This window comes from Stenotrophomonas sp. YJH_SMC_33 (genome assembly GCF_059372295.1).
The window spans coordinates 300,695-326,741 of record NZ_JCAFVJ010000002.1; the positions used below are offsets into that span (position 1 = coordinate 300,695).

A 26,047-nucleotide genomic window follows, 5' to 3' on the forward strand; every position below is an offset into this window, starting at 1 on the left:
AAACCGGGTGAAGGTGGAGCGCGCCGGCACCTCCCGGCACCGTCGCGCTGTCCCTCCATTCAGTCCTGCAGGCCCGGCTCACCCAGCGCCAGCGGCACCCGCGAACCATCCAGCAGGCCACGGCTGAGCTTGCCATCCTCGATGAACAGCAGTTCGCCGTTCTCGCCGTTCTTGATGCTGCTGTCGATCGCGATTACGCGGTCGCCATGGAAGCTGCTGACGTGCGGCATCGAAGTGTGGCCGACCACGATGCGGGTGAGCTGCAGGCGGTCGAGCACGGCCTGCACACCCGCGGTGTCGAGGCGGCCATCGAAATAGCCGCGGTACCAGATCGGGCTGGTCTTGCCGTCATACAGCGGTGCCGTGGCCGGGTCGGCCTTCACTTCGGCTTTGGGCAGGCCCAGCGAGGCCTGATAGGCCGCGTTGGTGCGTGCCGGGTCCAGCGCCAGCTGCACCGCCTCGGGCGAGATGCCGCCGTGCAGGAACAGGGTATCGCCGATCTTCAGCAGCACCGGACGGGTGCGCAGCCACTGCCCGATCACCGAATCGGCACCATACAGCTGCGGGTAGCTGCGGCCCAGCAGCTGGGCGCTGCGCAGGTACTTCGGGTTGACGTAGCGCAGGTCGTCGTACAGCACCATGGTTTCGTGGTTGCCGAGCACGAAGTGCACGGCGCCACCGGCGGCGGCCGCCTGCTGCTGCAGGCCGTAGAGCAGCCAGAACGCCTCGGTCACCTGCGGGCCGCGGTCGAACACGTCGCCGGCGATGACCAGTGTGTCCTTGCCCAGCGCCCAGCGATCCTCCGCGTCGATCACGTGGTGGGCGCGCAGCAGGCGCACCAGCAGCCCGTACTGGCCATGGATGTCCGACAGCGCGACGATGCGCGGTGCAGCCGGCAGCACGGAAATCGAAGGTGCGTTCGGCGCGGCCACATGTACGGTGTGCTCGTAGCCACAGCGCGGCGCGATATCGGTGCCCGTCGTGTTGATGGCCAGCGTGCGCGACTCGACCTTGTCGTCGCAGATCCACTTGGCCTGCAGCTGGTCGCCCTGGCGGAACACATAGGGGCCATCGGCCTGCACGTGGTCGGCGGGCGCGGCAACCTCGCGGGCCTGCGTGGTTGCTGTGGCGCAGGCCAGCAGCGGCAACAGCAGGGCGGTCAGCAGGGAAGGGCGACAGCGCGACATCGGCGGCATCCAGCGGCGGAAAGATCCGATGCTAACCGGCGCGGGCGTCCGTCGGTGTGCGCGAGTGGGCGGATCAGGCGCCGCGCCGGTCGTCCTTGAGCTTGCGCACGCGGGTGGCGGCGGCCTGCAGCGGCTGACCGTCGCGCCCGTGTGGCTGCATGTAGGGCAGTGGTCGCCGCGTGCTGGATTCGATCAACTGCGAATGGGTTTCACCGGCGCTGAAGCGATGGCGTTCTCCCCACTGGCGCAGCGCGACCAGCAGCGGGAACAGTTCCTGGCCGGCGTGGGTGAGCACGTATTCCTGGTAGGCCGAGCCATCGGAGGCCGGTTGCAGTTGCAGGATGCCGGCCTCGACCAGCCTGCGCAGGCGATCGCTGAGGATGTTGCGCGCCGCGCCGAGGCTGCGCTGGAAGTCGCCGAAGCGGCTGACGCCGTCGAAGGCATCGCGGATCACCAGCAGTGCCCAGCGATCACCGAGCAGGTCGGCGCTGCGGGCAACGGGGCAGGGACTGTTGGCGTGCATGCTGGGGCCTCCGAATGTGGTTGCAGTTTAAAACCAATGGCGATAGCCTGCATCAAGTTTCAAATTGCAACTACATCATGAGCGCATCGATGTCCCGCCCATTGCTGACCCTGCTCGCGGTCGCGGCCGGCGCCAGCGTGGCCAACGTCTATTACGCGCAACCGCTGCTGGATCGGCTGGCACAGGCCTTCGCACTGGACCGTGCCGTGGCGGGCGCAGTGTTGGCGGCAACCCAGGCCGGCAGCGTGCTTGCATTGCTCGGCCTGCTGCCGCTGGCCGATCGCGGTGACCGGCGGCGCCTGCTGCGGCTGCAGCTGGCGGCACTGGTGGCGGCCCTGCTGTGGCTGGCAGCGGCACGCACGACCGGTTGGCTGCTGTCGGCCATGCTGCTGGCCGGACTGCTGGGCACCGCGCTCACCCAGGGCTTGATCGCCTATACGGCAGCGATGGCTCCGGCCGCGCAGCGCGGGCGCGTGGTGGGGGTGGTGCAGGGTGGGGTGTTCATCGGGCTGCTGCTGGCGCGTGTGCTGTCCGGCACGGTGGCGGCCATTGCCGGCTGGCAAGCGGTCTATCTGCTTTCGGCAGCGCTGATGGCGGCCTTGGCCGTACTGCTGTGGCGGCGCCTGCCGGCCGTGCCGATACCCGCAGTGCCGCCGCGCTGGCGCGACCTGATCGGCTCGATGCTGGGCATGCTGCGCCGCGATCGAACGCTGCGCGAGCGCGGGCCGCTGGCATTGCTGCTGTTTGCCGGCCTCAATGTGTTCTGGGCGGCGGCACCCTTGCCGCTGTCGGCACCGCCGCTGCACTGGTCGACCGCAGCCATCGGTGCGCTCGGCCTGGCCGGGGTGGCAGGTGCATTGATGGCGTCGCGGGTCGGGCACTGGATGGACCGTGGTTTCGCGCATCGGGTCAGCCTCGGCGCGCTGTTGTTGATGCTGGTCGCGTGGTGGCCGCTGCTGGGCCTGCCGCGTTCGCTGTCCTTGCTTTTGCTGGGTGTGGTCGTGCTCGACCTCGGCGGCCAGGCACTCCATGTCTCGAACCAGGCATTGTTGCTGCGTGCACCGGCAGAACAGCATGGGCGCCTGGTGGCGTTGTACATGTTGTTCTATGCAGTTGGCAGTGGGGCGGGTGCGGCTGCGGGGCCTTGGGTGCAGGCCCGGCATGGCTGGCCAGCAGTGTGCCTGTTGGGCGCCGGCATCGCGCTGCTGGCGCTGCTGTGGTGGGCAGCATGGCGGGTGGTGGCGTTCAACGCATCGGCTGGCGCGCGAACCGGTAGAGTCGACTGTCGGTAGAGTCGACTGTCAGTCGACTGCTCTTCGCCCCGCGTGCGAAAAATCCCGCGCTGCGCGCGATAGTCGACCAGCGGTCGACTCTACCTGTCCTGTCGTCATCGCTGCAGTGCACGCCGCCCCGGGGCTTCCTGCAGGTCCGCGCTGGCCACCACCACGCGGTTGCGGCCGCTGCGCTTGGCCTCGTACATCGCCGCGTCTGCGCGTGCCATCAACCGCTCGTAGTCCGGATGACCATCGTGACCGGCCACGCCGATGCTGGCGGTCAGCTCCAGCACCTGGCCATTGGCTAGTGCTACCGGTGATTGTGCGATCTGCCGGCGCAGGCTCTCGGCGATCACGGTCGCCTGCGACTCGCTGGCCGCCACCAGCACCACCACGAATTCTTCGCCGCCATAGCGGAACAGGTAGTCGCTGCCCCGCGTGAGTTGGCCGAGCAGGCCGGCCACGTGCTGCAACGCGCGGTCGCCGGCATCGTGGCCGTGGCCGTCGTTGATCGCCTTGAAGTGATCCAGGTCGAGCAGCAGCAGCGAGAACGGCGTGCCGTTGCGCGTGGCCAGCTCGATTTCCCGCCGCAGCACGGTCGGCAGGAAGCGGCGGTTGAGCAGGTTGGTCAGCGCATCGCTGCCGGCATCCAGTTCGCCGATGCGCTCGAACAGCAGGGTCATCAGGGTGCGGATGGCGGCCAGATCCTCGCGGATGGCCGGCAGCACCGCCAGCCGCTGCGCCGGGGCATCGTTGCTTGCCTGTTGCAGGTTCCCGTCGATGCGGGCCATCAGCTGGCCGACCTGCTGGGTTTCGCTGCTCTCGCCGAAGCTGGGGATGCCCTTGTGGGTGAACCACAGGCCGAATTCCGAGGTCGCCAGGCTGGCGCTTTCGCCGGCCTGCACGTGGCCGGCCAGTGCGTACAGCAGTGCGTTTTCCCAGTCCAGCAGCAGGGCGCGCTGGCGCTCGCGCTCGGTGCTGACGTTCTGCACCAGCGAGAACAACCGGTAGGCCGCATCGGCACGGGTGGATCGTTCGCGCGCATGGGTGTAGGCCAGGGTCATGCCTTCCATGGCGATGTCCATGATCGCGCTGAGGCAGTCGATGGCGGCGAACGCGGTGGCACTGTCGGGTGCGTCGTCGCGCAGGCGCACGAACAGCTCGTGCTTGAGCACGCGCGCGCCGCGGGTGACCAGGTCGACCGGAATGCCGACCCGGGCATGCACATCGCCGATCACCCGTTGCGAGGCCACGGCACTGGCGATCCTGTCGCGATCAGTGGTCAGCAGTTGCACCAGCCAGCGCTGCATGGCCGGCTGCAGGCGCTGCTTGACCTGGTCGTGGGACAGGAAGCGGCGTGCACGCCCGTCCTGCAGCAGCACTTCGTAAAAGCGCTGTGCCAGCACGGCTGGGGCATCGGTGGCTGCGGCCTTGAGCAGCGCGGTGGCGGCAGGGCCAGCCTGTTGCAGGCAGTGCTGCCAGGCTTCGGCCAGCGGCTGGCTGGCATCGTCCAGTTGCGGTGTTTCCACGTCGATCTCTGACTGCGTACGACAAACCACGGGTATCGGCCGTGGCGGCGTGCGGTTGATGGCGGGTTAGCCGGCCAGTTTACGCGCGGTGCAGCGTTGCACGGTGCGCAAAGCACATCCGTGCCCCTGCGGCAATGAGTTAACGCATTTGAGAATCACTCGTATTGATGGGAGAATGTACGCACGGATCGGGCCGCAGGCGACTGCAGCGACGCTCCCCTCCCCCTTGTCGTTGCCTCAAGCCCTTTGCCAGAGGCCCCGTAGCCCTGCCAGAAGGTCCAGATCATGTCTCCTGCCGTTGTCCTCTCGCCGCGCCCGCTGGCGCTTGCCGTTGCCGCCCTGCTGGCGGGCAGCGCCCTGACCGCCAAGGCTGAAACCGACGCCACCGATATCGACACGGTGCATGTCACCGCCTCGCAGATTGCCCGCCAGGCGTTGGGCACTTCGACCATCACCGCTGAGGACATCGCCAGGCGCCCGCCGGCCAACGACATCGCCGAACTGCTGCGCACCATGCCGGGCGTCAACCTGACCGGCAACAGCGCCTCGGGCCAGTACGGCAACAACCGCCAGATCGACCTGCGTGGCATGGGCCCGGAAAACACCCTTATCCTGGTCGACGGCAAGCGCGTCGGTGCCCGTGATGCCGTGCGCATGGGGCGCAGCGGCGAGCGCAATACCCGCGGCGATACCAACTGGGTGCCGGCGGAAATGATCGAGCGCATCGAAGTGCTGCGCGGCCCGGCGGCGGCACGCTACGGCTCCGGTGCTTCCGGCGGCGTGGTCAACATCATCACCAAGCACCCGACCGGCGATCTGACCGGTGCGGTCGACCTGTTTGGGTTGGTGCCCGAGCACAGTGCCGAAGGGGGCAGCGAGCGCGTCGGCCTGCAGCTCAGCGGGCCGATGACCGATACCCTGTCGTTCCGCCTGTACGGCAATCTCAACAGGACCGACGCCGATTCGCTGGACCTCAATCGCCGGTACGCGACGAATCCGAACGCGGTGCCGCCAGCCGGCCGCGAGGGTGTCAAGAACCGCGACGTCAACGCGCTGCTGCGCTGGGACGTGACCGCCAACCAGGTGGTGGAGTTCGAAGCCGGCACCAGCCGCCAGGGCAACATCTACGCCGGCGACCGCGCCGTCAGCACCACCGGTACCTCGACCGGCGTCGATCTGGCGGCACTGGCCGAGGGCGAAGCGGAGACCAACCGCATGTACCGCAACACCGGTGCGGTCACCCACCGCGGCCGTTGGGGTGATGTCACTTCGCGGGTGACGGCCGCAGTCGAGGCGGTCAACAACTCGCGCATCAATGAAGGCCTGGCCGGTGGCCCGGAAGGCAGCTTCAACGGCACCGACTGGTCTACCTCGCGCCTGCGCAACTACCAGCTGGATGGCGAAGTGAGCTTCCCGACCGCGCTGGGCGGCGCAGAGAACATCTGGACGCTCGGCTTTGAATACCTGGACAGCCGCCTGACCGATCCGTATTCGATGAGCCAGTCCAGCAGCAGCGGCGGCGGTATTCCAGGGTTGTCGGCCGACCGTGCGCGGGGCAAGGCCGACGCGCAGACCACGGCGGCGTTCGTGGAAGACAACATCTACCTGGGTGAGCGCTGGATCGTTACCCCGGGCCTGCGCTTCGACCACCACAGCCAGTTCGGCAACAACACCAGCCCCAGCCTCAATGCGCAGTTCCGCATCAACAGCGACTGGGTGGTGAAGGGCGGCATTGCCCGCGCGTTCAAGGCGCCGAACCTGTACCAGTCGAATCCGGACTATCTCTACTACACCCGCGGCAACGGCTGCCCCAATGCGCTGCCGAGCCTGGGCGCCGGTTGCTACATGCGCGGCAACGCGGACCTGAAGGCGGAAACCAGCCTGAACAAGGAACTGGGCATCGAGTGGGCACCGCAGAGCGGCTGGCAGGCGTCGTTGACCTACTTCCACAACGATTACAAGGACAAGATCCAGGCCGGATACACCCAGATCGGGCTGACCGCCGACACCAAGGGCCGCATCTTCCGCTGGGAGAACGCGCCGAAGGCGATCGTGCAGGGGCTGGAAGGCAACCTGGTCATTCCGCTGCTGGGCGAGCAGGGCAACCGCCTGAAGTGGAGCAACAACTTCACCTACATGGTGGAAAACGAGAACAAGACCACGCATCAGCCGCTGTCGGTGATTCCGAAGTACACGATCAACACCATGCTGGACTGGCAGGCCACCGACAGGCTGTCCGTGTTGCTGACCGGCACCTTCTACGGCAGGCAGGAACCGGCCACGACCAACATCAACAACGACCCGCGCTGCACTGGCAGCTGCGATGCATCGATCGCGCTGCAGGATCGTGGCGCGTACAACATCTGGGGCGTGAGCGCGCGCTACAAGGTGACCGAGACGGTCAGCTTCGGTTTCGGAGTGAACAATCTGGCCGACAAGCGCTTGTTCCGCGAGGCCAACAGCAGCGATGCCGGGGCGGCGACCTACAACGAGCCGGGCCGCGCATACTGGGCCAGCCTGCGCTTCGGCTTCTGACCGCAGGCGGTCGTCGGTCTGCAGCCCTCGCCGGGCCATGCCCGGCGAGGGCTCGTGTGGCCTGCAATGTTATAAACATCGTAATAGTCTCCCCCGCCGGCACCGCGTAGCCTGCACCGCATCGCAAAGGAGCTGTTGCCATGGGCCACGACCACGGCCACCTGCCATCCCAGATCCGCCACGAGAAACCCCTGTGGTGGGCACTCGGCCTGACCACCACCTTCCTCGTCGTCGAAGTGGTGGGCGCGTTCTGGACCAACAGCCTGGCGCTGCTGTCCGACGCCGCACACATGGCCACCGATGCGCTGGCGCTGATGATCGCGCTGGTCGCGGTGCGGCTGAGCCGGCGCCCGCCGGATGCGCGCCGCACCTACGGCTATGCACGGCTGGAAGCGTTGGGCGCGATGATCAACGGTGCCATGCTGTTCGTGGTCGCCGCCTACATCCTGTGGGAGGCGGTCGGCCGTTTCCGCCAGCCGCAGGAGATCGCCTCCTCCGGCATGCTGGTGATTGCTGCGGCGGGCCTGGTCATCAACCTGATCTCGATGCGCCTGCTGCAGGCGGGCAGTGGCGAGAGCCTCAACGTGAAGGGCGCCTACCTGGAAGTATGGGCCGACATGCTCGGCTCGGTGGCAGTGATTGCGGGCGCATTGTTGATCAAGTGGACCGGATGGAAACCGATCGACCCGATCCTGGCGGTGCTGATCGGCCTGTGGGTGCTGCCGCGTACCTACGTACTGATGCGTGAGGCGATCAACGTGCTGCTGGAAGGCGTGCCCAAGGGCATGGATGTGGCCAGGGTGCGCGACAGCCTGGCCGGCCACGCCGCAGTCCTGGACGTGCATGACCTGCACGTGTGGGCGCTGGCTTCAAGCACGCCGGCGCTGACCGCGCACATCGTGATGCGCGACGGCACCGACGCCGATGCATTGCGCCGCGAGCTGGGCGGTCGCCTGCATGATGACTTCGGTATCGAGCACGTGACACTGCAGATTGAAGCGGACCATTGTGGCGAAGCCTGTGGCGGGCCGGCGCCGGCCAAGGGCGGCGGACACGAGGGCCACGAGGGCCACGAGGGCCACGACCATGGCGAGGACGCGCAGGGCCATCGTGGCCACGTGCATCGTTGAATGGCATAAGAGAGACGCCGGCTGGGTGAAACCGGCCGGGTGAAAACGGTCGGACAAAACCGATTGGACGAATCCGCCTTGGTAGAGCCGACTGTTGGTCGACTGCTCTCCCGCGAGGCTGCGACGAAGCCCGCGCTGCGCGCGATAGTCAACTGACAGTAGACTCTACCCAATCGTCCCGACACGACCGCGCAGGCTGCCTCCGTCCAGAGCAGCGAAGGTCATTCGTCCCGCCTCGAGGCCAGCCGATCCGCCAGCCGGGTCGGCTCCGGAAGCCGATAGCCACGCAGGGTGTGCTGCACCCAACCCAGCGCGGTGTCGGCACTGACCCGATGGCCACCGGCCACGAACAGCGGCTTGCAGCGCACCTTGCTGCGCAGCACCCAGCCCAGTTGCTCGTCGCCATCCAGCAGCGGTGTATGCGCACCAGCTTCGGCGCCCGGTTCGACGAACCTTCCCACCAGTTTCGATTTCGCCACGCCGATGCTCGGCAGATCGGTGACCACGCCAAGATGCGCGGCGACGCCAAGCCGGCGCGGATGGCTGATGCCGTGGCCATCGACGAACACCAGGTCCGGCGTTCGTGGCAGCAGTGCCAGTGCGGCCAGCAATGCCGGCAGCTCGCGGAAGCTGAGCAGGCCCGGGATATAGGGCATCAGTGTGGGAACCCGCGCGATCTCCTGCGCCACGGGCTGCAGCGTCTTTGCATCCAGCAGTACCGCCGCGGCGCGGGTGATGGCGCCGTTGTCTTCGAAGCCGACATCCATCCCGGCCAGCCAGCGCACGCTGCGTGGCAGGCGGTCCTGGCGCTCCACGCGGCCCGCCAGTTGCAGCTGCTGCGCACGGGCGGCAGCGACGCTGCCTTCCCAGCGCCCGGGATCGATCACCGTATTCATGGGTCACAGCATCGCACGGGCGGCGCCACGGCCCGGTGAGCGGCGGCCGGGCTACAATGGCGGCCTGCCTATCCTCGCGTTGGAGACCCTGCAGTGACCCGTAGACTCGTACTGTTGCGCCATGGCCAGAGCCAGTGGAACCTGGACAACCGCTTCACCGGCTGGGTCGATGTCGATCTGACCGAGCAGGGGCGCCGGGAAGCGGCCGCCGCCGGTCGCCTGATGCGCGAGGAAGGCCTGCAGTTCGACGTTGCCCATACCTCCGTACTGAAGCGCGCCATCCACACCCTGCAGGGTGCGCTGGCCGAGCTGGAGCAGGACTGGCTGCCGGTGAACAAGTCCTGGCGCCTCAATGAGCGCCACTACGGCGGCCTGCAGGGCCTGGACAAGGCCGAGACCGCGGCCAAGCACGGCGAGGAGCAGGTCAAGGTGTGGCGTCGTTCGTACGACATCCCGCCGCCGCCGATGGAACTGGAAGATCCGGGCCACCCGATCCATGACCGCCGTTACGCCGGTCTGGACCGCAACGCGCTGCCGGGCACCGAGTCGCTGGCCACCACCCTGGATCGCGTGCTGCCGTACTGGCACGACGCCATCGCCCCGCAGCTGAAGGACGGCAAGACCGTGCTGGTCACCGCCCACGGCAACTCGCTGCGCGCGCTGTACAAGTACCTCAACAATGTCTCGCGCGAGGAAATCCTCGAGCTGAACATCCCGACCGGCATCCCGCTGCTGTTCGAACTGAACGATGACCTGACCGTGCAGTCGTTCCGCTACCTGGGCGACCCGGAAGCGGCGCGCAAGGCCGCCGAAGCCGTGGCCAACCAGGGCAAGGCGAAATAAGAAGCAGAAGGCCGGCGCAAGCCGGCCTTCGCTTCTGTAGAGCCGAGCCCACGCTCGGCTGCTTTGGGTTTTTGCCGCACGAAGCATGAACCCGGAACGGAGAGCAGTCGAGCATGGCTCGACTCTACAGAAGGACGCTCTGTGACCTTTGGCCGGTCCCCAACCTCACGCCCCCGGCTACCCTGTGAAATTACCCGCAGGAGAGCCTCATGAACGTCCGCAACCTGGTCCCGCTGGGCCTGACCATCGCCATCGCTGCTTCGCTGGCGGCCTGTGGCAAGAATGACGCCGCACCGGCGGCCAGCGCCGACGCCAAGCCAGCCTTCGACCTGTCGCAGATCAAGACGCCGCTGATTTCGCTCAACAGCGCTGATCTCGATCCGTCCATCTCCGCCTGTACCGACCTCAATGGCTTCGTCAACAGCAAGTGGCTGAAGGCCAACCCGGTGCCGGGCGACCAGACCACCTGGGGCAGCTTCGAGATCCTGCGCGAGCGCTCGCTGGAAGTGCAGCACGCGCTGGTGCAGCAGGCCGCCGCCAGCCAGGCCAAGGCCGGCTCGGTGGAAGCCAAGATCGGTGACATCTGGAAGACCGGCAACGACGAAGCGAAGATCGAAGCTGCCGGCCTGGCGCCGCTGCAGCCGCAGCTGGACAAGATCACCGCGCTTAACGACACCGCCGCCATCACCCGGTACCTGCGCGACAGCCAGGCCGAAGGCAAGGGCGTGCTGTTCTCGCTGTTCGCCAATGCCGACTACAAGGATTCGGCCAACGTCATCGCCTACGTCGGCCAGGGTGGCCTGGGCCTGCCGGAGAAGGGCTACTACTTCGACGATGCGCAGGCCAAGATCCGCGACGCCTACGTGGCCTATATCGCACAGGTGCTGACCCTGTCCGGCGTGGACGCGGCGCAGGCCGCCGAGCAGGCCAAGGCCGTGATGGCCTTCGAAACCCGCCTGGCCAAGGCCTCGATGTCGCGCATCGAAATGCGTGACCCGGCCAAGCGCTACAACCCGCTCAGCGCGGCTGAGGCCGACAGACTGACCCCGAACTTCAGCTGGACCGCGCTGTTCGACACGCTGAAGGTGCCGGCCGCGCAGAAGTTCTCACTGGCCCAGCCGGGCTTCTTCGGTGAAATGGACAAGATGCTGGCCGACGTGCCGGCCAGCACCTGGCAGGCCTACCTGCGCTTCCACACCATCGACGATGCCGCGCCGTACCTGAGCAGCCAGTTCGAGAAGGCCAACTTCGAGTTCTACGGCACCACCCTGCGTGGCCAGAAGGAAATGCAGCCGCGCTGGAAGCGCGTGCTGGAGTCGGTCAACGGTGGCATGGGCGAAGCCCTGGGCCAGCTGTACGTCGACGCCGTGTTCCCGGCCGAGTCGAAGGTGGCCATGCAGCACCTGGTGGAGAACCTGTCGCAGGCATTGAAGGCGCGGCTGGAGCAGCTGCCGTGGATGGGCGAGGAAACGAAGAAGAAGGCACTGGAAAAGTGGGCCAGCTTCACCCCGAAGATCGGCTACCCGGACAAGTGGCGTGACTGGTCGGGCCTGCAGACCAACGGCGACAGCTACCTGGGCAACATGCAGGCGGCGCGTGCGTTCAACTACCGCTACATGCTGGACAAGATCGGCAAGCCGGTGGACAAGACCGAATGGGGCATGACCCCGCAGACCGTCAACGCGTACTACAACGCCACCAAGAACGAGATCGTGTTCCCGGCAGCGATCCTGCAGGCGCCGTTCTTCGACGCCAAGGCCGATCCGGCGCTGAACTACGGCGGCATCGGTGCGGTCATCGGCCACGAAATGATGCACGGCTACGACGACTCGGGCAGCCAGTTCGCCGCCAACGGCAACTTCGACAACTGGTGGACCGACGCCGACCGCAAGGCCTTCACCGAGCGTACCGACCAGCTGGTCGCGCAGTTCGACGGCTACGAGTCGGTGCCGGGCGTGTTCGTGAAGGGCAAGCTGACCCTGGGCGAGAACATCGGCGACCTGGGCGGCCTGACCGTGGCCTATGACGCGCTGCAGATGGCGCTGAAGGAAGACCCGAAGGCGAATGTCGAGGTCGATGGCCACAGCCAGGACCAGCGCTTCTTCATGAACTGGGCCACGGTGTGGCGCCGCAATTTCACCGATGGTGAGCTGCGCGTCCGCCTGAACACCGATCCGCACGCCCCGGCCAACTTCCGTGCCAACGGCGCACCGTCGAACATGCCTTCGTTCGCGGCCGCCTTCCAGTGCAAGGCCGGCGATGCAATGGTGCGTGCCGACGACAAGCGCGTGGTGATCTGGTAATCGATCACCCGTGATGCGTGGAGCGAAAGGCCCGGCGAACGCCGGGCCTTTTGTCTTCCAGGCCGGCAGCGCAGCGCCGGCTAGTAGAGTCGACTGTTAGTCGACTATCGCGCGCAGCGCGGGATTTTCTCGAGCTGAACGACGAGCAGTCGACTAACAGTCGACTCTACCGGCGGGTCGTTTCACCGTCGGGAAGATCTCAGGCCAGCGCAGGTTCCCGCGCCAGCATGCGATGGAAGCGCTGCAGCACGTAGGGGTCCACCAGCCCGCCGGACTGCGCTTCGATGATCCGCAAGACGGTTTCGTGCTCCATTGCGTCGCGATACGGGCGTACGCTGGTCATCGCATCGTAGGCATCGACAATGGTGACGATGCGCGCGCCCAGGGGGATGGATTCGCCGCGCAGCCCATCGGGGTAGCCGCTGCCATCGAAGGCCTCGTGATGGGCGCGGATCAGCCGCGCCACCGGCAAGGCGTCGCTGCGGCCGGTGGCCAGGAAGATGTGTTCGCCGCGTACCGGATGCTCGCGCATGATCGCGCGCTCCTCATCGGTATGCCGGCGTGGTGCCAGCAGCACATCATCGGGTATGCCGATCTTGCCGATGTCATGGAAGCGCGCGGCCAGGCCGATCTGCGCACGGGCCTCGTCATCAAGATCGCAGTGCGTGGCCAGACACTGCGCGAGCAGGCCAACGCGGTCGCAGTGGTGGCGGGTGTAGGCGTCGCGCATCTGCAGCGACATCGCGAGAGCATCGATCAGGCAGGCCTGCGCGTGCAGCAGGTCGGGGGCGGGTACGGCGTCAGGGAACATGGTCATCCGCCCGCACCGGGTGGGGGCCGGTGCGGGGTGTTCGGGGGGTGATCAACCCGGGGCGAGGGTGGTCAGAAGGGCGCGGGCCGCGTTGAAGCGGTCTTCCGGCAACGGCAGCGGGTGCTTGATGCGCAGCTTGTCGGGCCCTTCCATGGCATAGAGGTTCGGTTGTTTCTGGATCAGCTGGATCACCGCCATCGGATCGATGTTCGGCTTGGACTCGAACACGATGCGGCCGCCGTTCTCGCCCAGGTCGAGCTTGCGGATGCCCAGCGTATTGGCTTTCAGCTTCAGCTCGGCGATGGCGAACAGGTGCTTGGCTGCATCCGGCAGCAGGCCGAAGCGGTCGATCATCTCCACCTGCAGCTCGCGCAGTGCATCGCTGTCGCGCGCGCTTGAAATGCGCTTGTACAGGGTCAGGCGGGTGTGCACGTCCGGCAGGTAGTCTTCCGGGATCAGTGCCGGCACATGCAGCTCGACCTCGGCGCCGCGCACTTCCTCACCGGCATCCAAGTCGGGCAGCTTGCCCTGCTTGATGCTGCGTACCGCGCGTTCCAGCAGCTCGGTATACAGGCTGAAGCCGACCTCGGCCATCTGCCCGCTCTGGTCCTCGCCAAGCAGTTCACCGGCGCCGCGGATCTCCAGATCGTGCGTGGCTAGGGTGAAGCCGGCGCCCAGCTCGTCCATCGAGGCGATCGCTTCCAGGCGCTTCTCGGCGTCGGGGGTGATCGCGCGACGGTCGGGGGTGATCAGATAGGCGTAGGCACGGTGGTGCGAACGACCGACGCGGCCACGCAGCTGGTGCAGCTGGGCCAGGCCGAAACGGTCGGCACGGTTGATGATGATGGTGTTGGCGTTGGGGATGTCGATGCCCGATTCGATGATCGTGGTCGACAGCAGCACGTTGAAACGCTGCTTCTGGAAATCCAGCATCACCTTTTCCAGTTCGCGCTCGGGCATCTGCCCGTGGGCGATGCCGATGCGTGCCTCCGGCACCAGCTCGGACAGCTCGCGCTGCATGCGGCCGATGCTCTCCACGTCGTTGTGCAGGAAGTACAGCTGGCCACCGCGCGCGAGCTCGCGCTGGAAGGCTTCGCGCAGCAGCGCGTTGTCCCACTGGGTGATGAAGGTCTGCACCGCCAGCCGGTTCGGCGGCGGCGTGGCGATGATCGACAGGTCGCGCAGGCCGGCCATGGCCATGTTGAGCGTGCGCGGGATCGGCGTGGCGGTCAGCGTCAGCAGGTGCACGTTGGCGCGCAGCGCCTTCAGTGCCTCCTTCTGGCGCACGCCGAATCGTTGCTCCTCGTCGACGATGACCATGCCCAGGTCCTTGAACTTCACGTCCGGCTGCAGCAGGCGATGGGTGCCGACGATGACGTCGATGGTGCCGGCAGCGACCTTTTCCAGTTCGGCCTTGATTTCCTTGCTGGTCTTGAAGCGCGACAGCACCTCGACCTTCAGCGGGTAATCGGCGAAGCGGTCGCGGAAGTTGCGGTAGTGCTGTTCGGCCAGCAGCGTGGTCGGCACCAGCACGGCCACCTGCTTGCCGGCACTGGCGGCGGCGAACGCGGCGCGCACCGCCACCTCGGTCTTGCCGAAGCCGACGTCGCCGCAGACCACGCGGTCCATCGGCTGGCTGCTGGCCAGGTCGCGCAGGGTCGCATCGATCGCGGCCAGCTGGTCCGGGGTCTCCTCGAACGGGAAACCGGCCGCGAACGGCTCGTACATCGCGCGGTCGACCTGCAGTGCCAGGCCGGCACGCGCCTGGCGGCGGGCCTGGATCTCCAGCAGCTCGGCAGCAACGTCGCGTACTTTCTCGGCGGCCTTGCGCTTGGCCTTGCTCCACTGCTCGCCACCGAGCGAATGCAGCGGCGCGGTTTCCGCCGACGCACCGGAATAGCGGCTGATCAGGTGCAGCTGGGCGACCGGCACATACAGGCGGTCGCCCTTGGCATATTCGATTTCGAGGAACTCGCCGGGCATGCCGCCGACGTCCATCGCGATCAGGCCACGATAGCGGCCGACGCCATGATCCTCGTGCACGATCGGCGCGCCCTCGGTCAGTTCACCGAGGTCGCGGATGATCGCTTCCGGCTCGCGGCCGGCACGGCGCGTGCGCCGGGTGCTGCCGGCGCGCTCGGGGAACAGCTGGCGCTCGGTCAGCACCGCGATGCGCGGATCGTCCAGCGCAAAGCCATCCTCCAGCGGTGCCACCGCGATCGCGAAGCGCGCGTCGTCGGCGAGGAAGCTGGGCAGGTCGGCCACCACCGGCGGCTTCAGCTCGGCGGCCTGCAGCACTTCCAGCAGCGCCTCGCGGCGGCCGGGTGAATCGGCGGCGATCAGTACCCGGCCCGGATAATGGCCGAGGAAGGATTTCAGCGCATCGCCGGCGGGGGCTTCGCGCGCGGCCACCGGCAGCGGTGGCAGCGGCTGGTCGCCCAGCGCGTGCGCGTCGGCGATGCGCGCATGGTCAGCCGCCCACACCTCGATGCGCGGGGCATCGTTCAGGCGCTCGCGCAGCAGCTCCGGCGACAGGTACAACGCCGAAGGCGGCAGCAGCGGGCGCTCCACATCATGGCGGCGCTGCTCATAGCGGTCCGCGGTCTGCGCCCAGAACGCGACGGACGCCTCATACGCACCGGCGCAGACCACCGGCAGGCTGCCGTCGGGCAGGTAGTCGAACAGGGTCGCGGTGCGTTCGAAAAACAGCGGCAGGTAGTACTCGACGCCGGCCGGGGCCAGCCCGGACTTCAGATCCTGGTACAGCGAACTGCGCCGGGTATCCACATCGAAACGCTCGCGCAGCGTGGCCAGCACGCGTGCGATGCTGGCCTCGTCCATCGGCACTTCGCGGCCGGGCAGCATGTGCACCGCCTCGACCTTGTCCAGCGAACGCTGGCTTTCCGGATCGAAGGCACGGATCGAGTCGATGTCCTCGTCCAGTAGTTCTACCCGCAGCGGCTCGTCGGCGCCCATCGGGAACACGTCCAGCAGGCCGCCGCGCACGGCGAAGTCGCCCGGGTCCATCACCTGCGGCACGTTGCGGTAGCCGGCGCTTTCCAGGCGGCGCTTCTCGGCCTCCAGGTCCAGGCGCTGGCCGACCTTCAGGTCGAAGCTGCCACCGATCACATAGCTGCGCGGGGCCAGCTGCTGCAGCAGGGTCTGCACCGGCACGATCACCAGGCCACGCTTCAGCGTGGGCAGGCGGTGCAGGGCAGCCAAGCGCTGCGAGATGATGTCCGGATGCGGGCTGAAGCGGTCGTAGGGCAGGGTTTCCCAGTCAGGGAAGGCGACCACCGGCAGGGCCGGGTCGCCGCCAAGCAGGGTCTGCAGGTCGGCTTCAAGCTGGTTGGCACCGTGGTTGTCACGGGCGATCACCAGCAGCGGGGCGTCGTGCGCGCGCGCGGCCTGGGCCAGGTACCAGGCCAGGGCGGTCGGCGAGGCGGGGGCGCGCCACCAGGCGCGGAGCTGGCCGGCACGCGGCAGCGGCGGGGCGGGGTATGAGGTACGCGACATGGACTCCGGATTTTAGCAGAAGCCCCTGCCGGGCCCATGATCGTGACGTGAGCGGGTGTAGCGCCGGGCCAAGCCCGGCGAGCGCGGCGGTTGAATCAACGTCGCCGGGCAGGGCCCGACGCATCCGTCAGTTGTCCAGCTCCAGCACCATCCGCACCAGGCCTTCGGCCCCGTTCGGATGCGGCACCGGCTTGAAGCCCAGCGAGGCGGCCAGCTGCTTCATTGGCTCGTTCTCGGCGGCAACGTCGCCGTACAGGCGGTCCAGGTACTTGCCGCGGCCCCACTTCACCAGCTTGCGCATCAGCTGCCGGCCCAGGCCCTGGCCGATCAGGAAGCGGCTGATCAGGATCGCGTACTCGGCTTCACGGGTGCCGGGGATGATCGAGGCCCGGGCAACCGCGCCGACCACCGCTTCGCCAGCGGGCAGGGACTCGGCTGCGACCAGGGTGATCTCGGTCTTGGGGTTCGGGTGGGTCAGGCGCTGGGTAGTCTCCGGCGACAGTTCGGTCACCGCCTGCAGGAAACGATCACGGATTTCTTCCGGCCCGAACAGGCTGAATGCCGCTTGCAGCGGTGCGCCATCTTCCGGGCGGATGGGGCGGATCAGCAGCTCGTGGCCGCTGGGAGCCTTGAAGATCTCATGCCAGGGCGGCATGCGGTTGCGAGTGGCCATACCGGGTGATTCCTTGGTGGTCCATCGATTGTGGCATCACCGGGGCTGCATTCCGTGAACGGAAGGCTCACGGCGGTACAGCCTCGTGAAGGCCGTTATTCGGGGGCTTTGAGCCAATCCAGGCGGGTGCTGGCACCGGGTTCGCCCAGGTGCTGGCGCAGCGCCGGCAGGGCCGGGCCGACCACCCGGTCGAACTGCCAGGGCGGGTTGAGCAGCAGCATGCCGCTGCCGTTGAGCCGCAGCGGCGAGTCGTCAGGGCGCACCAGGAACTCAATCGTCATCGCCGACTTGACCGGCAGGGCAGTGGCCTTGCGCAGGAAGTGCAGGATGGTGCGCCGCTGCTTGATCGGGAACCAGACCGCACAGGTGGCCTGCGGCCAGCGTGCCAGGGTCTCGGCCAGGGCGGCCAGGACGTTCTGGTATTCCGCGTCCTGGGCCTCGTACGGCGGGTCGATCAGGACCAGGCCACGGCCGATCTTGCTGCCGTTGAACTTCGGCGGCAGCAGCGAGCGCAGCAGGGCATAGCCATCGCCGGCGCGCACGTCGACGCGGCTGTCATGGGCGAACAGGGCCTTCAGCGTGGCCGTTTCGGCCTCCTGAAGTTCACAGACCGCCATGCGGTCCTGCGCGCGCATGGCCTGTGCGCTCAACAGCGGCGAGCCCGGGTAGTTGGTCAGCGCGCCCACCGGATTGTCGGCCTGCACCGCCTTCAGGTAGCGCTCGACCACCTCGGGCAGCTTGGGCTGGGCCATCAGCCGCATGATTCCGGACTCGGCCTCCAGCGTCTTGCGGCTCTCTTCGCTGGCCAGCAGGTAGCGGCCGGCACCGCCGTGGGTATCGAGCACGAAGAACGGGCTGTCCTTGCGCTTGAAGCTGTCGATCAGGGCCAGCTGCACGATGTGCTTGAGCACATCGGCGTGGTTGCCGGCATGGAAGGCGTGGCGGTAGTTCATGGGCGGCAGTGTACGGGGCGGCGGCCGCAGCGGCTATGCTGCGCGCCATGACAGCTCCCGTTGCCCATGTCCTGGTGGTCGAGGACGAAGCCGCCATCGCCGAAACCGTGCTCTATGCGCTGCGCAGCGAAGGCTATGCCGCCAGCCACTGCCTGCTCGGCGGCGAGGCCCTGCAACGGCTGCAGGCCGGCGATATCGACGTGGTGGTGCTGGACGTGGGCCTGCCCGACCTGGGCGGTTTCGAGGTGTGCCGGCGGCTGCGCGCGCAGCCCGGGCCGGCGGCCCAGCTGCCGGTGATCTTCCTGACCGCCCGCAACGATGAAGTGGACCGCGTGCTGGGCCTGGAACTGGGCGCCGACGATTACATGACCAAGCCGTTCTCGCCGCGAGAACTGGTGGCGCGGGTGCGTGCGCGCCTGCGCCGCGCGGCACCGGTCAACGCAGGACCCAGCGCCGATGCGGGCTGGCAGGAACATGGCGCCTTTGCCATCGACCGCGAAGGCCGGCGTATCCGCTTCCGCGGCCAGGCACTGGACCTGACCCGCTACGAGTACGCGCTGCTGGAAGCGCTGCTGCAGCGCCCGGGCGCCATCCTCAGCCGTGCCCAGCTGATGGACCGTGGCTGGGACAGCAGTGCCGACAGCGCCGACCGCACCGTTGATACGCATGTAAAGACGCTGCGCGCCAAGCTGCGCGCGGCCGGTGCCAGCGAAGACCCCATCCGCACCCACCGTGGCCTTGGCTACGCGCTGGAGGTCTAGCCGATGCGCCTGGTATTGAAGCTGTTCCTCGGCTTCTTCCTGATAACCGGCATCGCCGCGTTCTTCGTGATGCGCGTGTTCGTCAACGAAGTGAAGCCCGGCGTGCGCCAGGCGATGGAATCGACCCTGGTCGATGCGGCCAACGTGCTGGCCGAGATGGCCGCCGCCGACGTCAAGGCCGGCACCATCGGCAGCGGCAGCTTCACCCGCAACCTCGCCAAGGCGCGGCAGCGTGACCTGAAAGCGATGGTCTGGCGCTTTCCCAAGCGCTCACTGGACTACCGGGTGACCATCACCGATGCCAAGGGCATCGTCATCTACGACTCGCTGGGCCGCGACCTGGGGCGCGACAACTCGCGCTGGAATGATGTCTATCGCACCCTGCGTGGCGAGTACGGTGCCCGCTCCAGCCCGGAAACGCCGGGCGAGGAAGGCAATACGGTGATGCATGTGGCGGCGCCGGTATACGACCCGGACGATGGGCGCACGCTGATCGGCGTGCTCAGCCTGGCCCAGCCCAACCGCAGCATCGATCCGTTCATCGCTGCAAGCCAACGCGCCATCATCGAGCGCGGCGCCTGGCTGATCGGATTGTCGGCGCTGGTCGGCGTGCTGGTGACGATGTGGCTCACCACGGGCCTTGGCCAGCTCAGCCGCTACGCGCGTGCGGTCAGCGCCGGCGAACCGGTGCCACCCCCGCGGCGGCGCCGCGACGAGATCGGCGACCTGGGCCAGGCACTGGAAACGATGCGCCGCAAGCTGGAGGGCAAGGCCTACGTCGAGCAGTACGTGCAGTCGCTGACGCATGAAATGAAGAGTCCGCTGGCGGCGATCCGCGGTGCCGCCGAGCTGCTGCAGGAGCCGCTGCCGGAGGCCGACCGCGTGCATTTTGCACGCAGCATCGTCGATCAGCAGGAGCGGCTGACCGAGACGATCGACAAGCTGCTGGCGCTGGCCGAAGTGGAACAGCACGGCTGGCTGCAGACCCGCGATCCGATCGCGCTGCCAACCCTGCTGGCCGATGCGGCGGCGGCCGCGCAGGTGCGTGCGCAGGCGGCCGGCGTGCAGGTGCGCATCGGCAGCGTACCCGACATGCGCGTGCAGGGTGATGCCTATCTGCTGCGGCAGGCGTTGCACAACTTGATCGACAACGCGATCGCCTTCTCACCGCCCGGCGCGGACATCGCGCTGCTGGCCGAGGTGGACGGGCAGGGAGTACGCCTGCAGGTAGCGGATCGCGGTGCCGGCATTCCCGACTATGCGCGCGAACGCGTGTTCGAGCGCTTCTATTCGCTGGCGCGACCGGGCAGCGGCCGGCGCAGTTCCGGCCTGGGCCTGCCGTTCGTGCAGGAGGTCGCGCGCCTGCATGATGGGCGCGCCAGTGTCGATGCCCGCGACGGCGGCGGTATCGTGGCCAGCCTGTGGTTGCCGCTGGGTACACCAGGCCAGCGCCCCCGCCGCTGACTTCACATTCGCTTCAAATTCGCCACAAACCCCGCTCACCGTGGCGGTCCATCCTGCAGTCCTCTCCAACGAGGATGGACCATGAAATCCCTGAAGATGCTGCTGCGCTTCGCCATTGTCGGCGGCCTGATCCTGCTGCTGCTGGTTCCGCTGACGATGATCCGCAGTGTCATCAACGAACGCAGTGCGTACCGCGACGAGGCTTTCTCGCGGGTGGCCGACAGCCGCGCCGGCGCACAGCAGCTGGTGGGCCCGGTGCGGGTGGTGCCATGGGTGGAACGCAAGCAGGTTGAACTGGTCGACCCCCTGGGCGTCAAGAAGACCGAAGTGCAGGTCACCGAGGGGCACTGGCTGCAGATGCCGGCATCGCTGGAGGTGGGCGGCGAAATGCTGCCGAGCCAGCGCGAGGTGGGGCTGTTCAAGGTGCCGGTGTACAGCTGGAACGGCCAGATGAAGGCGACCTTCGCCGCAGACGACTACCCGGTGAAGGCCGGTCGCAGCTACGGCAAGCCGTATGTGGCGGTGGGCATTTCCGATGTGCGCGGCCTGGTCGGTACGCCGAACCTGCGCGTGGATGGCAAGCAGTTGCGGTTGCTGCCGGGCGTTGGCGCGGCCAGCGAAGTCGGACGCGGTCTGCATGCACCGGTGACCGGGTTTGCCGAAGACCACGGCGGCACGCTGGCCGCCAGCACCGTTGAACTGGAGCTGCGCCTGGATGGCAGTCGCATGCTGTCGGTGGTGCCGGTGGGCGATGACACCCACATCGCGCTGCGTTCGAGCTGGCCGCATCCGTCGTTCAGCGGAGCTTTCCTGCCCAACGAGCGCCGCGTTGATGCGCAGGGATTCGATGCGCGCTGGGCGGTGTCCTCGCTGGCCTCCGACGCACAGCGGCAGCTGCGCAATGACGGTTCGGTGGACTCGCAGGCGGTGACGGTGTCGCTGGTCGATCCGGTCGATACCTACACCCAGGCCGACCGTGCCTCGAAGTACGGCGTGCTGTTCGTGCTGCTGACCTTCCTCGGCTTCATCCTGTTCGAGCTGATCAAGTCGCTGCGCATCCACCCGCTGCAGTACCTGATGGTCGGCCTGGCGCTGGCGATCTTCTTCCTGCTGCTGATCAGCCTGTCCGAGCACATCGCGTTCTGGAAGGCCTACCTGGTTTCGGCGGTGGCCTGCATCGGCCTGCAGGCGGTGTACCTGGCCAATGTGCTGGGCCACTGGAAGCGCGGCTTCGGCTTCGCGGCGCTGCTGACCGTGCTGTACGGCGCGCTGTATGGCCTGCTGGTGTCGGAGAACAATGCGCTGCTGATGGGTTCGCTGCTGCTGTTCGTGATCCTGGCGCTGGCGATGTGGGTGACCCGTCGGGTGGACTGGTACGCGCTCGGCGCGGACCTGAAGTAAGGAGCAGGCCATGAGTTGGCGCCAGGGATTGCGGCAACGGGCACGGCAGGGTATTCCGGCCCTGTTGGAAGTGGATGCACTGCTGCAGGCACATGGCGTGCTGGCGGCCCTGCCGGGGGCACGGATCGCCCCCGGCCTGGTCCGCTTCCAGCTGGCGGCGGCGACCTGCCAAGGACTGCGGGGCAAGGGCCTGGGCTGGTTGCAGGGTGCGCGGCAGGGACGTGGCGCAGTGGCCGGACGGGTGCCGCGCTACCGGCCCTGGAAGGCCGGGGCGGAAGCGCTGGCCGAAATCGGCATCGACGGCCTGCCCGATGACTGGCCGGCACACGCGGCGGTGTACGGCTGCAGCAGTATCGACCGGCGGCACTGGTTGTTGTTGCTGCCGGAGCGGGCGCAGTTGTGGTTGGGGTGGAGGGGGTGATCGGGTTGTTCATCCACGCATGGCGTGGATCTACTGCTGTCCATGACCGATGGGACGGTATCGGCGCGCCCCTGCTGGCTAGACTCGATGGGTTGAAGATCGAGCCGAAGGGCAGGGGTGCGATGTGTTGAAGTGGGGCGTGCTGGCTGTAGCGCTGGCGATGGGTGGCAATGCAATGGCGCAGCAGCGCGAACCGGTGGACCTGGACATGGTCAGCCGCATCCGCCAGGAGGCCTTCCACCGTTCGCAGGTGATGGATACCTTCAGCTACCTCACCGAACGCATCGGCGCGCGCCTGACCAATTCGCCGGCGATGGGCCGCGCCAACGCGTGGACCCGCGGCAAGTTCAGCGAATGGAAGCTGGACAACGTGCACGACGAAGCCTTCGATGATTTCGGCCGTGGCTGGGAATTCACCTCGGCGAGCGTGGAAATGCTGGGTGACCGCGTGCAGCCGCTGCATGCGCTGCCCAAGGCCTGGACCCCCGGTACGAAGGGCCCGGTCGAAGGCGAGCTGGTGCAGGTCGACATCAAGAAGTCCGAAGACATAGAGAAGTACCGCGGCAAGCTGCGTGGCAAGATCCTCCTGCTGGGCGAGGCACGCGAATACAAGCGGGGCACCGAGCCCGATTCGCACCGCCACGACGCCACCTCGCTGGAGGGCCTGCAGGAGTTCACCCTGCCCAAGGACAAGGACGCCACCGCCGAGCGCGCCAAGCGGGTCAAGGAATACCAGGAACGCCAGCAGCTGGCGGCCAAGGTCAATGCCTTCTTCGTGGAAGAGGGCGCGCTGGCCTCGATCGGCATCAGCAGCTGGGACAACGGCATCATCCGCGTTGCCGGTGGTGGTTCGCGCAAGGCCGGTGAGTCGGTGGGCATTCCCGAGCTGGCGATGATCAGCGAGCACTTCAATCCGCTGGTACGCGCGCTGGAGGCCAAGCAGACCGTGCGCCTGCGCGTGGATGTGGCCGCACGCTTCACCGACGAGGCCGACCAGCCCGGCTACAACACGCTGGCCGAGATCCGTGGCAGCAGCAAGCCCGATGAAGTGGTGATGATCGGCGCGCACCTGGATTCCTGGCACAGCGGCACCGGTGCGGCCGACAACGCCGCCGGCGTGGCGGTGATGATGGAGGCGATGCGCATCCTCAAGGCCACCGGCGCCAAGCCCAGGCGCACCATCCGCGTGGCGCTGTGGAGCGGCGAGGAGCAGGGCCTGATCGGCTCGCAGGCCTATGTGGCCAAGCACTTCGGCAAGTTCCCGGAGCCGACTGACCCGGCGCAGAAGGCGCTGCCGGCGTCGCTGCGCGAGCCGACCGGCGCACTGCAGAAGACCCGCGACTACGGCAAGTTCCAGGTCTACTTCAACATGGACAACGGCTCGGGCCGCTTCCGTGGCATCTACGCTCAGGAAAACCTGGCGGCCATGCCCATCTTCGAAGCCTGGCTGGCGCCGTTCCATGACGTGGGCGCCACCACCGTGGCCACCCGCAACACTGGCAGCACCGACCACATCAGCTTCGACCGCATCGGCCTGCCGGGCTTCCAGTTCATCCAGGACCGGCTGGACTACTTCACCAACGTGCACCACAGCCACTTGGACACCTGGGACCACGCCGAGCCGGAAGACCTGAAGCAGGCCGCTGCCATCGTCGCCTCGTTCGCCTACAACGCCGCGATGCGCGAGCAGCCGTTCCCGCGCAAGGTGGAACCGTAAAAGGGGACGGAGGGGATTAAGTCGCATCTCCCCTCCGTTTCCCGGTTGCAGTGCCCACGGGCTGGGCAATCGCGACTTAATCCCCTCCGTCCCCTTTTTCCGTCGGGGGCGGCGGGCTGGTAAAATCGGGGGAGTCCCGTTCCTCGAGCCGTCCATGACCTGCCGCACCCGCTTCGCCCCCAGTCCCACCGGCTACCTCCACATCGGTGGTGCCCGCACCGCGCTGTACTGCTGGCTGGAGGCCCGCCATCGTGGCGGCGAGTTCGTGCTGCGCATCGAGGACACCGACCGTGAACGCAGCACCCAGGGTGCGATCGACGCCATCCTGGAGGCGATGGAGTGGCTGGGCCTGGACTATGACGAAGGCCCGATCTACCAGACCGACCGCGTTGCCCGTTACCAGGAAGTGGCCGAGCAGCTGATCGCCGAGGGCAAGGCGTACTACGCCTACGAGACCCGCGAAGAGCTGGACGCGATGCGCGAGGCTGCCATGGCCAGGCAGGAGAAGCCGCGCTACAACGGCGCTGCGCGCGATCTGGGCCTGCCCTACAGGGACGACCCGAACCGCGTCATCCGCTTCAAGAATCCGCTGGAAGGCACGGTGGTGTTCGACGACCTGATCAAGGGCCGCATCGAGATCGCCAACAGCGAGCTGGATGACATGGTGATCTTCCGCCCGGACGGCTACCCCACCTACAACTTCGCGGTGGTGGTGGACGACTGGGACATGGGCATCACCGAGGTCATCCGCGGCGACGACCACATCAACAACACCCCGCGCCAGATCAACCTGTACGAAGGCATTGGTGCGCCGGTGCCGAAGTTCGGCCACATGCCGATGATCCTGGACGAGCAGGGCGCCAAGTTGTCCAAGCGCACCGGCGCGGCCGACGTGATGCAGTACAAGGACGCCGGCTACCTGCCCGATGCGCTGCTGAGCTACCTGGCCCGCCTCGGCTGGTCGCACGGTGACCAGGAGCTGTTCAGCCGCCAGGAGCTGATCGAGCTGTTCGACGTGAAGGACTGCAACTCCAAGGCCTCGCGACTGGACATGGCCAAGCTGGGCTGGGTCAACCAGCACTTCCTGAAGACCGAGGATGTGGCCGCGATCGTGCCGCACCTGGTCTACCAGCTGCAGAAGCTGGGGCTGGACGTGGCTGCCGGACCGGCACCGGAGGACGTGGTGATCGCCCTGCGTGAACGCGTGCAGACCCTGAAGGAGATGGCCGAGAAAGCCGTGGTCTGGTACCAGCCGCTGACCGAGTACGATGACGCGGCGGTGGCCAAGCACTTCAAGGCCGGTGCCGAGGTGGCGCTGGGCAAGGCCCGCGAGCTGCTGGCAGCCCTGCCGGAATGGACCGCCGAGTCGGTGGGCGTGGCCCTGCACGACGTCGCCGCCGCGCTGGAGATCGGCATGGGCAAGGTCGCCCAGCCGTTGCGCGTGGCCATCACCGGTACCCAGGTCAGTCCTGACATTTCCCATACCGTGTACCTGGCTGGCCGCGAGCAGGCCTTGAAACGCATCGATGTGGCCATCACCAAGGTAGCAACGGCCTGAGGCATCCTTGCCAGGCCCGAACCGGAGAACGCGCATGTCCGCCAAGACCGCCACTGCTTGTACCGCCCCGCACCACCACGTCCACGACGCATCGGATTTCGTGGCGGTGGTCGAGCGTGTCTCGCGCGAACGCGGGCTGCGCCTTACCCCGATCCGCGCCAATGTACTGAAGCTGATCGCCGAGGCCGGCAAGCCGGTCAAGGCCTATGAGTTGCTGGAATGGGTGCGCAACGGCAAGGGTGTGGGTGCTGATGCCCCGCCCACCGTGTACCGCGCCCTCGACTTCCTGATGGCCAATGGTTTCGTGCACAAGCTGGAATCGGTGAATGCCTTCGTGGCCTGCCACCACCCCAGCAGCGCCGCGCATTCGGTGCCGTTCCTGATCTGCAACAGCTGCCACAGCGCGGTGGAACTGGAAGACCGGGAAATCGTCAGCCAGCTGGAAAAGCGCGCCAAGGAACTGGGCTTCCAGCCGCAGGCACAGACCCTTGAAGTGCACGGTCTCTGCGCGCGCTGCGCGGGTTGATCGTGTCGGCGGTAGAGTCGGTCGGC

20 protein-coding genes are annotated in these 26,047 nt (G+C 67.3%); 12 read left to right on the forward strand and 8 right to left on the reverse strand.

Going from position 1 to position 26,047, the window contains the following annotated elements; translation table 11 throughout:
• Positions 1-59 precede the first annotated feature (59 nt).
• Complete coding sequence (locus tag AC5P9W_RS05255) at positions 60-1,187, reverse strand: metallophosphoesterase (RefSeq protein ID WP_021202498.1); 1,128 nt, start codon at positions 1,185-1,187, stop codon at positions 60-62.
• 73 nt (positions 1,188-1,260) lie between these two features.
• Positions 1,261-1,710, reverse strand: a complete 450-nt coding sequence (locus AC5P9W_RS05260) for a winged helix-turn-helix transcriptional regulator (RefSeq protein ID WP_019659187.1) — start codon at positions 1,708-1,710, stop codon at positions 1,261-1,263.
• Positions 1,711-1,799: 89 nt separating this feature from the next.
• Here AC5P9W_RS05260 and AC5P9W_RS05265 point away from each other — a divergent pair, with 89 nt between their 5' ends.
• Complete coding sequence (locus tag AC5P9W_RS05265; RefSeq protein ID WP_425605083.1) at positions 1,800-3,002, forward strand: MFS transporter; 1,203 nt, start codon at positions 1,800-1,802, stop codon at positions 3,000-3,002.
• A 95-nt stretch (positions 3,003-3,097) separates the two neighbouring features.
• Here AC5P9W_RS05265 and AC5P9W_RS05270 read toward each other — a convergent pair whose 3' ends face one another.
• Positions 3,098-4,513: a GGDEF domain-containing protein gene (locus AC5P9W_RS05270; protein WP_021202500.1), complete on the reverse strand. Its 1,416-nt coding sequence runs from the start codon at positions 4,511-4,513 to the stop codon at positions 3,098-3,100.
• A gap of 285 nt (positions 4,514-4,798) precedes the next feature.
• Here AC5P9W_RS05270 and AC5P9W_RS05275 point away from each other — a divergent pair, with 285 nt between their 5' ends.
• Positions 4,799-7,048 (forward strand): TonB-dependent siderophore receptor, encoded by a 2,250-nt coding sequence (locus AC5P9W_RS05275; protein WP_111102342.1) that lies wholly within the window; start codon positions 4,799-4,801, stop codon positions 7,046-7,048.
• Positions 7,049-7,188: 140 nt separating this feature from the next.
• Positions 7,189-8,178 carry a cation diffusion facilitator family transporter gene (locus AC5P9W_RS05280; RefSeq protein ID WP_197575671.1) on the forward strand — a complete coding sequence of 330 codons (990 nt, stop codon included), beginning with the start codon at positions 7,189-7,191 and terminating at the stop codon, positions 8,176-8,178.
• Positions 8,179-8,399: 221 nt separating this feature from the next.
• Here the strand turns inward: AC5P9W_RS05280 and nfi are convergent, their stop codons facing one another.
• Positions 8,400-9,074 (reverse strand): deoxyribonuclease V, encoded by a 675-nt coding sequence (nfi, locus tag AC5P9W_RS05285; protein WP_164145468.1) that lies wholly within the window; start codon positions 9,072-9,074, stop codon positions 8,400-8,402.
• A 93-nt stretch (positions 9,075-9,167) separates the two neighbouring features.
• On the opposite strand from nfi, the gene gpmA reads away from it, so the two are divergent.
• Both gpmA and AC5P9W_RS05295 read left to right on the forward strand, forming a co-directional pair.
• Positions 9,168-9,917, forward strand: coding sequence for a 2,3-diphosphoglycerate-dependent phosphoglycerate mutase (gpmA, locus tag AC5P9W_RS05290; RefSeq protein WP_019659181.1), 750 nt, complete (start codon positions 9,168-9,170; stop codon positions 9,915-9,917).
• A gap of 209 nt (positions 9,918-10,126) precedes the next feature.
• Complete coding sequence (locus AC5P9W_RS05295) at positions 10,127-12,220, forward strand: M13 family metallopeptidase (protein WP_111098988.1); 2,094 nt, start codon at positions 10,127-10,129, stop codon at positions 12,218-12,220.
• Between the two features lie 199 nt (positions 12,221-12,419).
• Here AC5P9W_RS05295 and AC5P9W_RS05300 read toward each other — a convergent pair whose 3' ends face one another.
• The 4 genes from AC5P9W_RS05300 to AC5P9W_RS05315 all read right to left on the reverse strand — a co-directional run bounded on the left by AC5P9W_RS05300 (position 12,420) and on the right by AC5P9W_RS05315 (position 18,173).
• Positions 12,420-13,037, reverse strand: a complete 618-nt coding sequence (locus tag AC5P9W_RS05300) for an HD-GYP domain-containing protein (protein WP_227851938.1) — start codon at positions 13,035-13,037, stop codon at positions 12,420-12,422.
• 45 nt (positions 13,038-13,082) lie between these two features.
• Complete coding sequence (gene mfd / locus AC5P9W_RS05305; protein ID WP_111098987.1) at positions 13,083-16,547, reverse strand: transcription-repair coupling factor; 3,465 nt, start codon at positions 16,545-16,547, stop codon at positions 13,083-13,085.
• A gap of 127 nt (positions 16,548-16,674) precedes the next feature.
• The gene (locus tag AC5P9W_RS05310; protein WP_019659177.1) at positions 16,675-17,220 is read right to left on the reverse strand and encodes a GNAT family N-acetyltransferase; all 546 of its coding nucleotides are present in this window, start codon (positions 17,218-17,220) and stop codon (positions 16,675-16,677) included.
• 95 nt (positions 17,221-17,315) lie between these two features.
• On the reverse strand, positions 17,316-18,173 hold the full coding sequence (locus tag AC5P9W_RS05315; RefSeq protein ID WP_021202507.1) for a 23S rRNA (adenine(2030)-N(6))-methyltransferase RlmJ: 858 nt from the start codon (positions 18,171-18,173) through the stop codon (positions 17,316-17,318).
• A 35-nt stretch (positions 18,174-18,208) separates the two neighbouring features.
• Between AC5P9W_RS05315 and creB the strand changes: the two genes are divergently transcribed.
• The 7 genes from creB to AC5P9W_RS05350 all read left to right on the forward strand — a co-directional run bounded on the left by creB (position 18,209) and on the right by AC5P9W_RS05350 (position 26,021).
• Complete coding sequence (gene creB, locus AC5P9W_RS05320; protein ID WP_019659175.1) at positions 18,209-18,934, forward strand: two-component system response regulator CreB; 726 nt, start codon at positions 18,209-18,211, stop codon at positions 18,932-18,934.
• Positions 18,935-18,937: 3 nt separating this feature from the next.
• A complete protein-coding gene (gene creC / locus AC5P9W_RS05325; protein ID WP_021202508.1) occupies positions 18,938-20,398 on the forward strand; it encodes a two-component system sensor histidine kinase CreC in 1,461 nt (486 codons plus the stop codon).
• 81 nt (positions 20,399-20,479) lie between these two features.
• On the forward strand, positions 20,480-21,799 hold the full coding sequence (gene creD, locus AC5P9W_RS05330; protein WP_188250088.1) for a cell envelope integrity protein CreD: 1,320 nt from the start codon (positions 20,480-20,482) through the stop codon (positions 21,797-21,799).
• A gap of 10 nt (positions 21,800-21,809) precedes the next feature.
• Entirely contained in the window at positions 21,810-22,220 is a 411-nt protein-coding gene (locus tag AC5P9W_RS05335) for a hypothetical protein (RefSeq protein ID WP_111101987.1), read from the forward strand.
• 124 nt (positions 22,221-22,344) lie between these two features.
• A complete protein-coding gene (locus AC5P9W_RS05340; protein ID WP_188250087.1) occupies positions 22,345-23,937 on the forward strand; it encodes a M28 family metallopeptidase in 1,593 nt (530 codons plus the stop codon).
• A gap of 154 nt (positions 23,938-24,091) precedes the next feature.
• The gene (gene gltX, locus AC5P9W_RS05345; protein ID WP_111098983.1) at positions 24,092-25,495 is read left to right on the forward strand and encodes a glutamate--tRNA ligase; all 1,404 of its coding nucleotides are present in this window, start codon (positions 24,092-24,094) and stop codon (positions 25,493-25,495) included.
• 34 nt (positions 25,496-25,529) lie between these two features.
• On the forward strand, positions 25,530-26,021 hold the full coding sequence (locus AC5P9W_RS05350; protein ID WP_021202513.1) for a Fur family transcriptional regulator: 492 nt from the start codon (positions 25,530-25,532) through the stop codon (positions 26,019-26,021).
• Positions 26,022-26,047 lie beyond the last annotated feature (26 nt).

Excerpts from the sequence above, each read along its gene's own strand:
- AC5P9W_RS05310 (WP_019659177.1), bottom strand. The coding sequence starts at position 17,220 with ATGGCCACTCGCAACCGCATGCCGCCCTGGCATGAGATCTTCAAGGCT.
- AC5P9W_RS05335 (WP_111101987.1), top strand. The coding sequence starts at position 21,810 with ATGAGTTGGCGCCAGGGATTGCGGCAACGGGCACGGCAGGGTATTCCG.
- AC5P9W_RS05275 (WP_111102342.1), top strand. The coding sequence starts at position 4,799 with ATGTCTCCTGCCGTTGTCCTCTCGCCGCGCCCGCTGGCGCTTGCCGTT.
- mfd (WP_111098987.1), bottom strand. The coding sequence starts at position 16,547 with ATGTCGCGTACCTCATACCCCGCCCCGCCGCTGCCGCGTGCCGGCCAG.
- AC5P9W_RS05300 (WP_227851938.1), bottom strand. The coding sequence starts at position 13,037 with ATGACCATGTTCCCTGACGCCGTACCCGCCCCCGACCTGCTGCACGCG.
- AC5P9W_RS05260 (WP_019659187.1), bottom strand. The coding sequence starts at position 1,710 with ATGCACGCCAACAGTCCCTGCCCCGTTGCCCGCAGCGCCGACCTGCTC.
- creC (WP_021202508.1), top strand. The coding sequence starts at position 18,938 with ATGCGCCTGGTATTGAAGCTGTTCCTCGGCTTCTTCCTGATAACCGGC.
- creD (WP_188250088.1), top strand. The coding sequence starts at position 20,480 with ATGAAATCCCTGAAGATGCTGCTGCGCTTCGCCATTGTCGGCGGCCTG.
- nfi (WP_164145468.1), bottom strand. The coding sequence starts at position 9,074 with ATGAATACGGTGATCGATCCCGGGCGCTGGGAAGGCAGCGTCGCTGCC.
- AC5P9W_RS05255 (WP_021202498.1), bottom strand. The coding sequence starts at position 1,187 with ATGTCGCGCTGTCGCCCTTCCCTGCTGACCGCCCTGCTGTTGCCGCTG.
- AC5P9W_RS05295 (WP_111098988.1), top strand. The coding sequence starts at position 10,127 with ATGAACGTCCGCAACCTGGTCCCGCTGGGCCTGACCATCGCCATCGCT.
- AC5P9W_RS05315 (WP_021202507.1), bottom strand. The coding sequence starts at position 18,173 with ATGAACTACCGCCACGCCTTCCATGCCGGCAACCACGCCGATGTGCTC.
- gltX (WP_111098983.1), top strand. The coding sequence starts at position 24,092 with ATGACCTGCCGCACCCGCTTCGCCCCCAGTCCCACCGGCTACCTCCAC.
- creB (WP_019659175.1), top strand. The coding sequence starts at position 18,209 with ATGCTGCGCGCCATGACAGCTCCCGTTGCCCATGTCCTGGTGGTCGAG.
- AC5P9W_RS05265 (WP_425605083.1), top strand. The coding sequence starts at position 1,800 with ATGTCCCGCCCATTGCTGACCCTGCTCGCGGTCGCGGCCGGCGCCAGC.
- AC5P9W_RS05280 (WP_197575671.1), top strand. The coding sequence starts at position 7,189 with ATGGGCCACGACCACGGCCACCTGCCATCCCAGATCCGCCACGAGAAA.
- AC5P9W_RS05350 (WP_021202513.1), top strand. The coding sequence starts at position 25,530 with ATGTCCGCCAAGACCGCCACTGCTTGTACCGCCCCGCACCACCACGTC.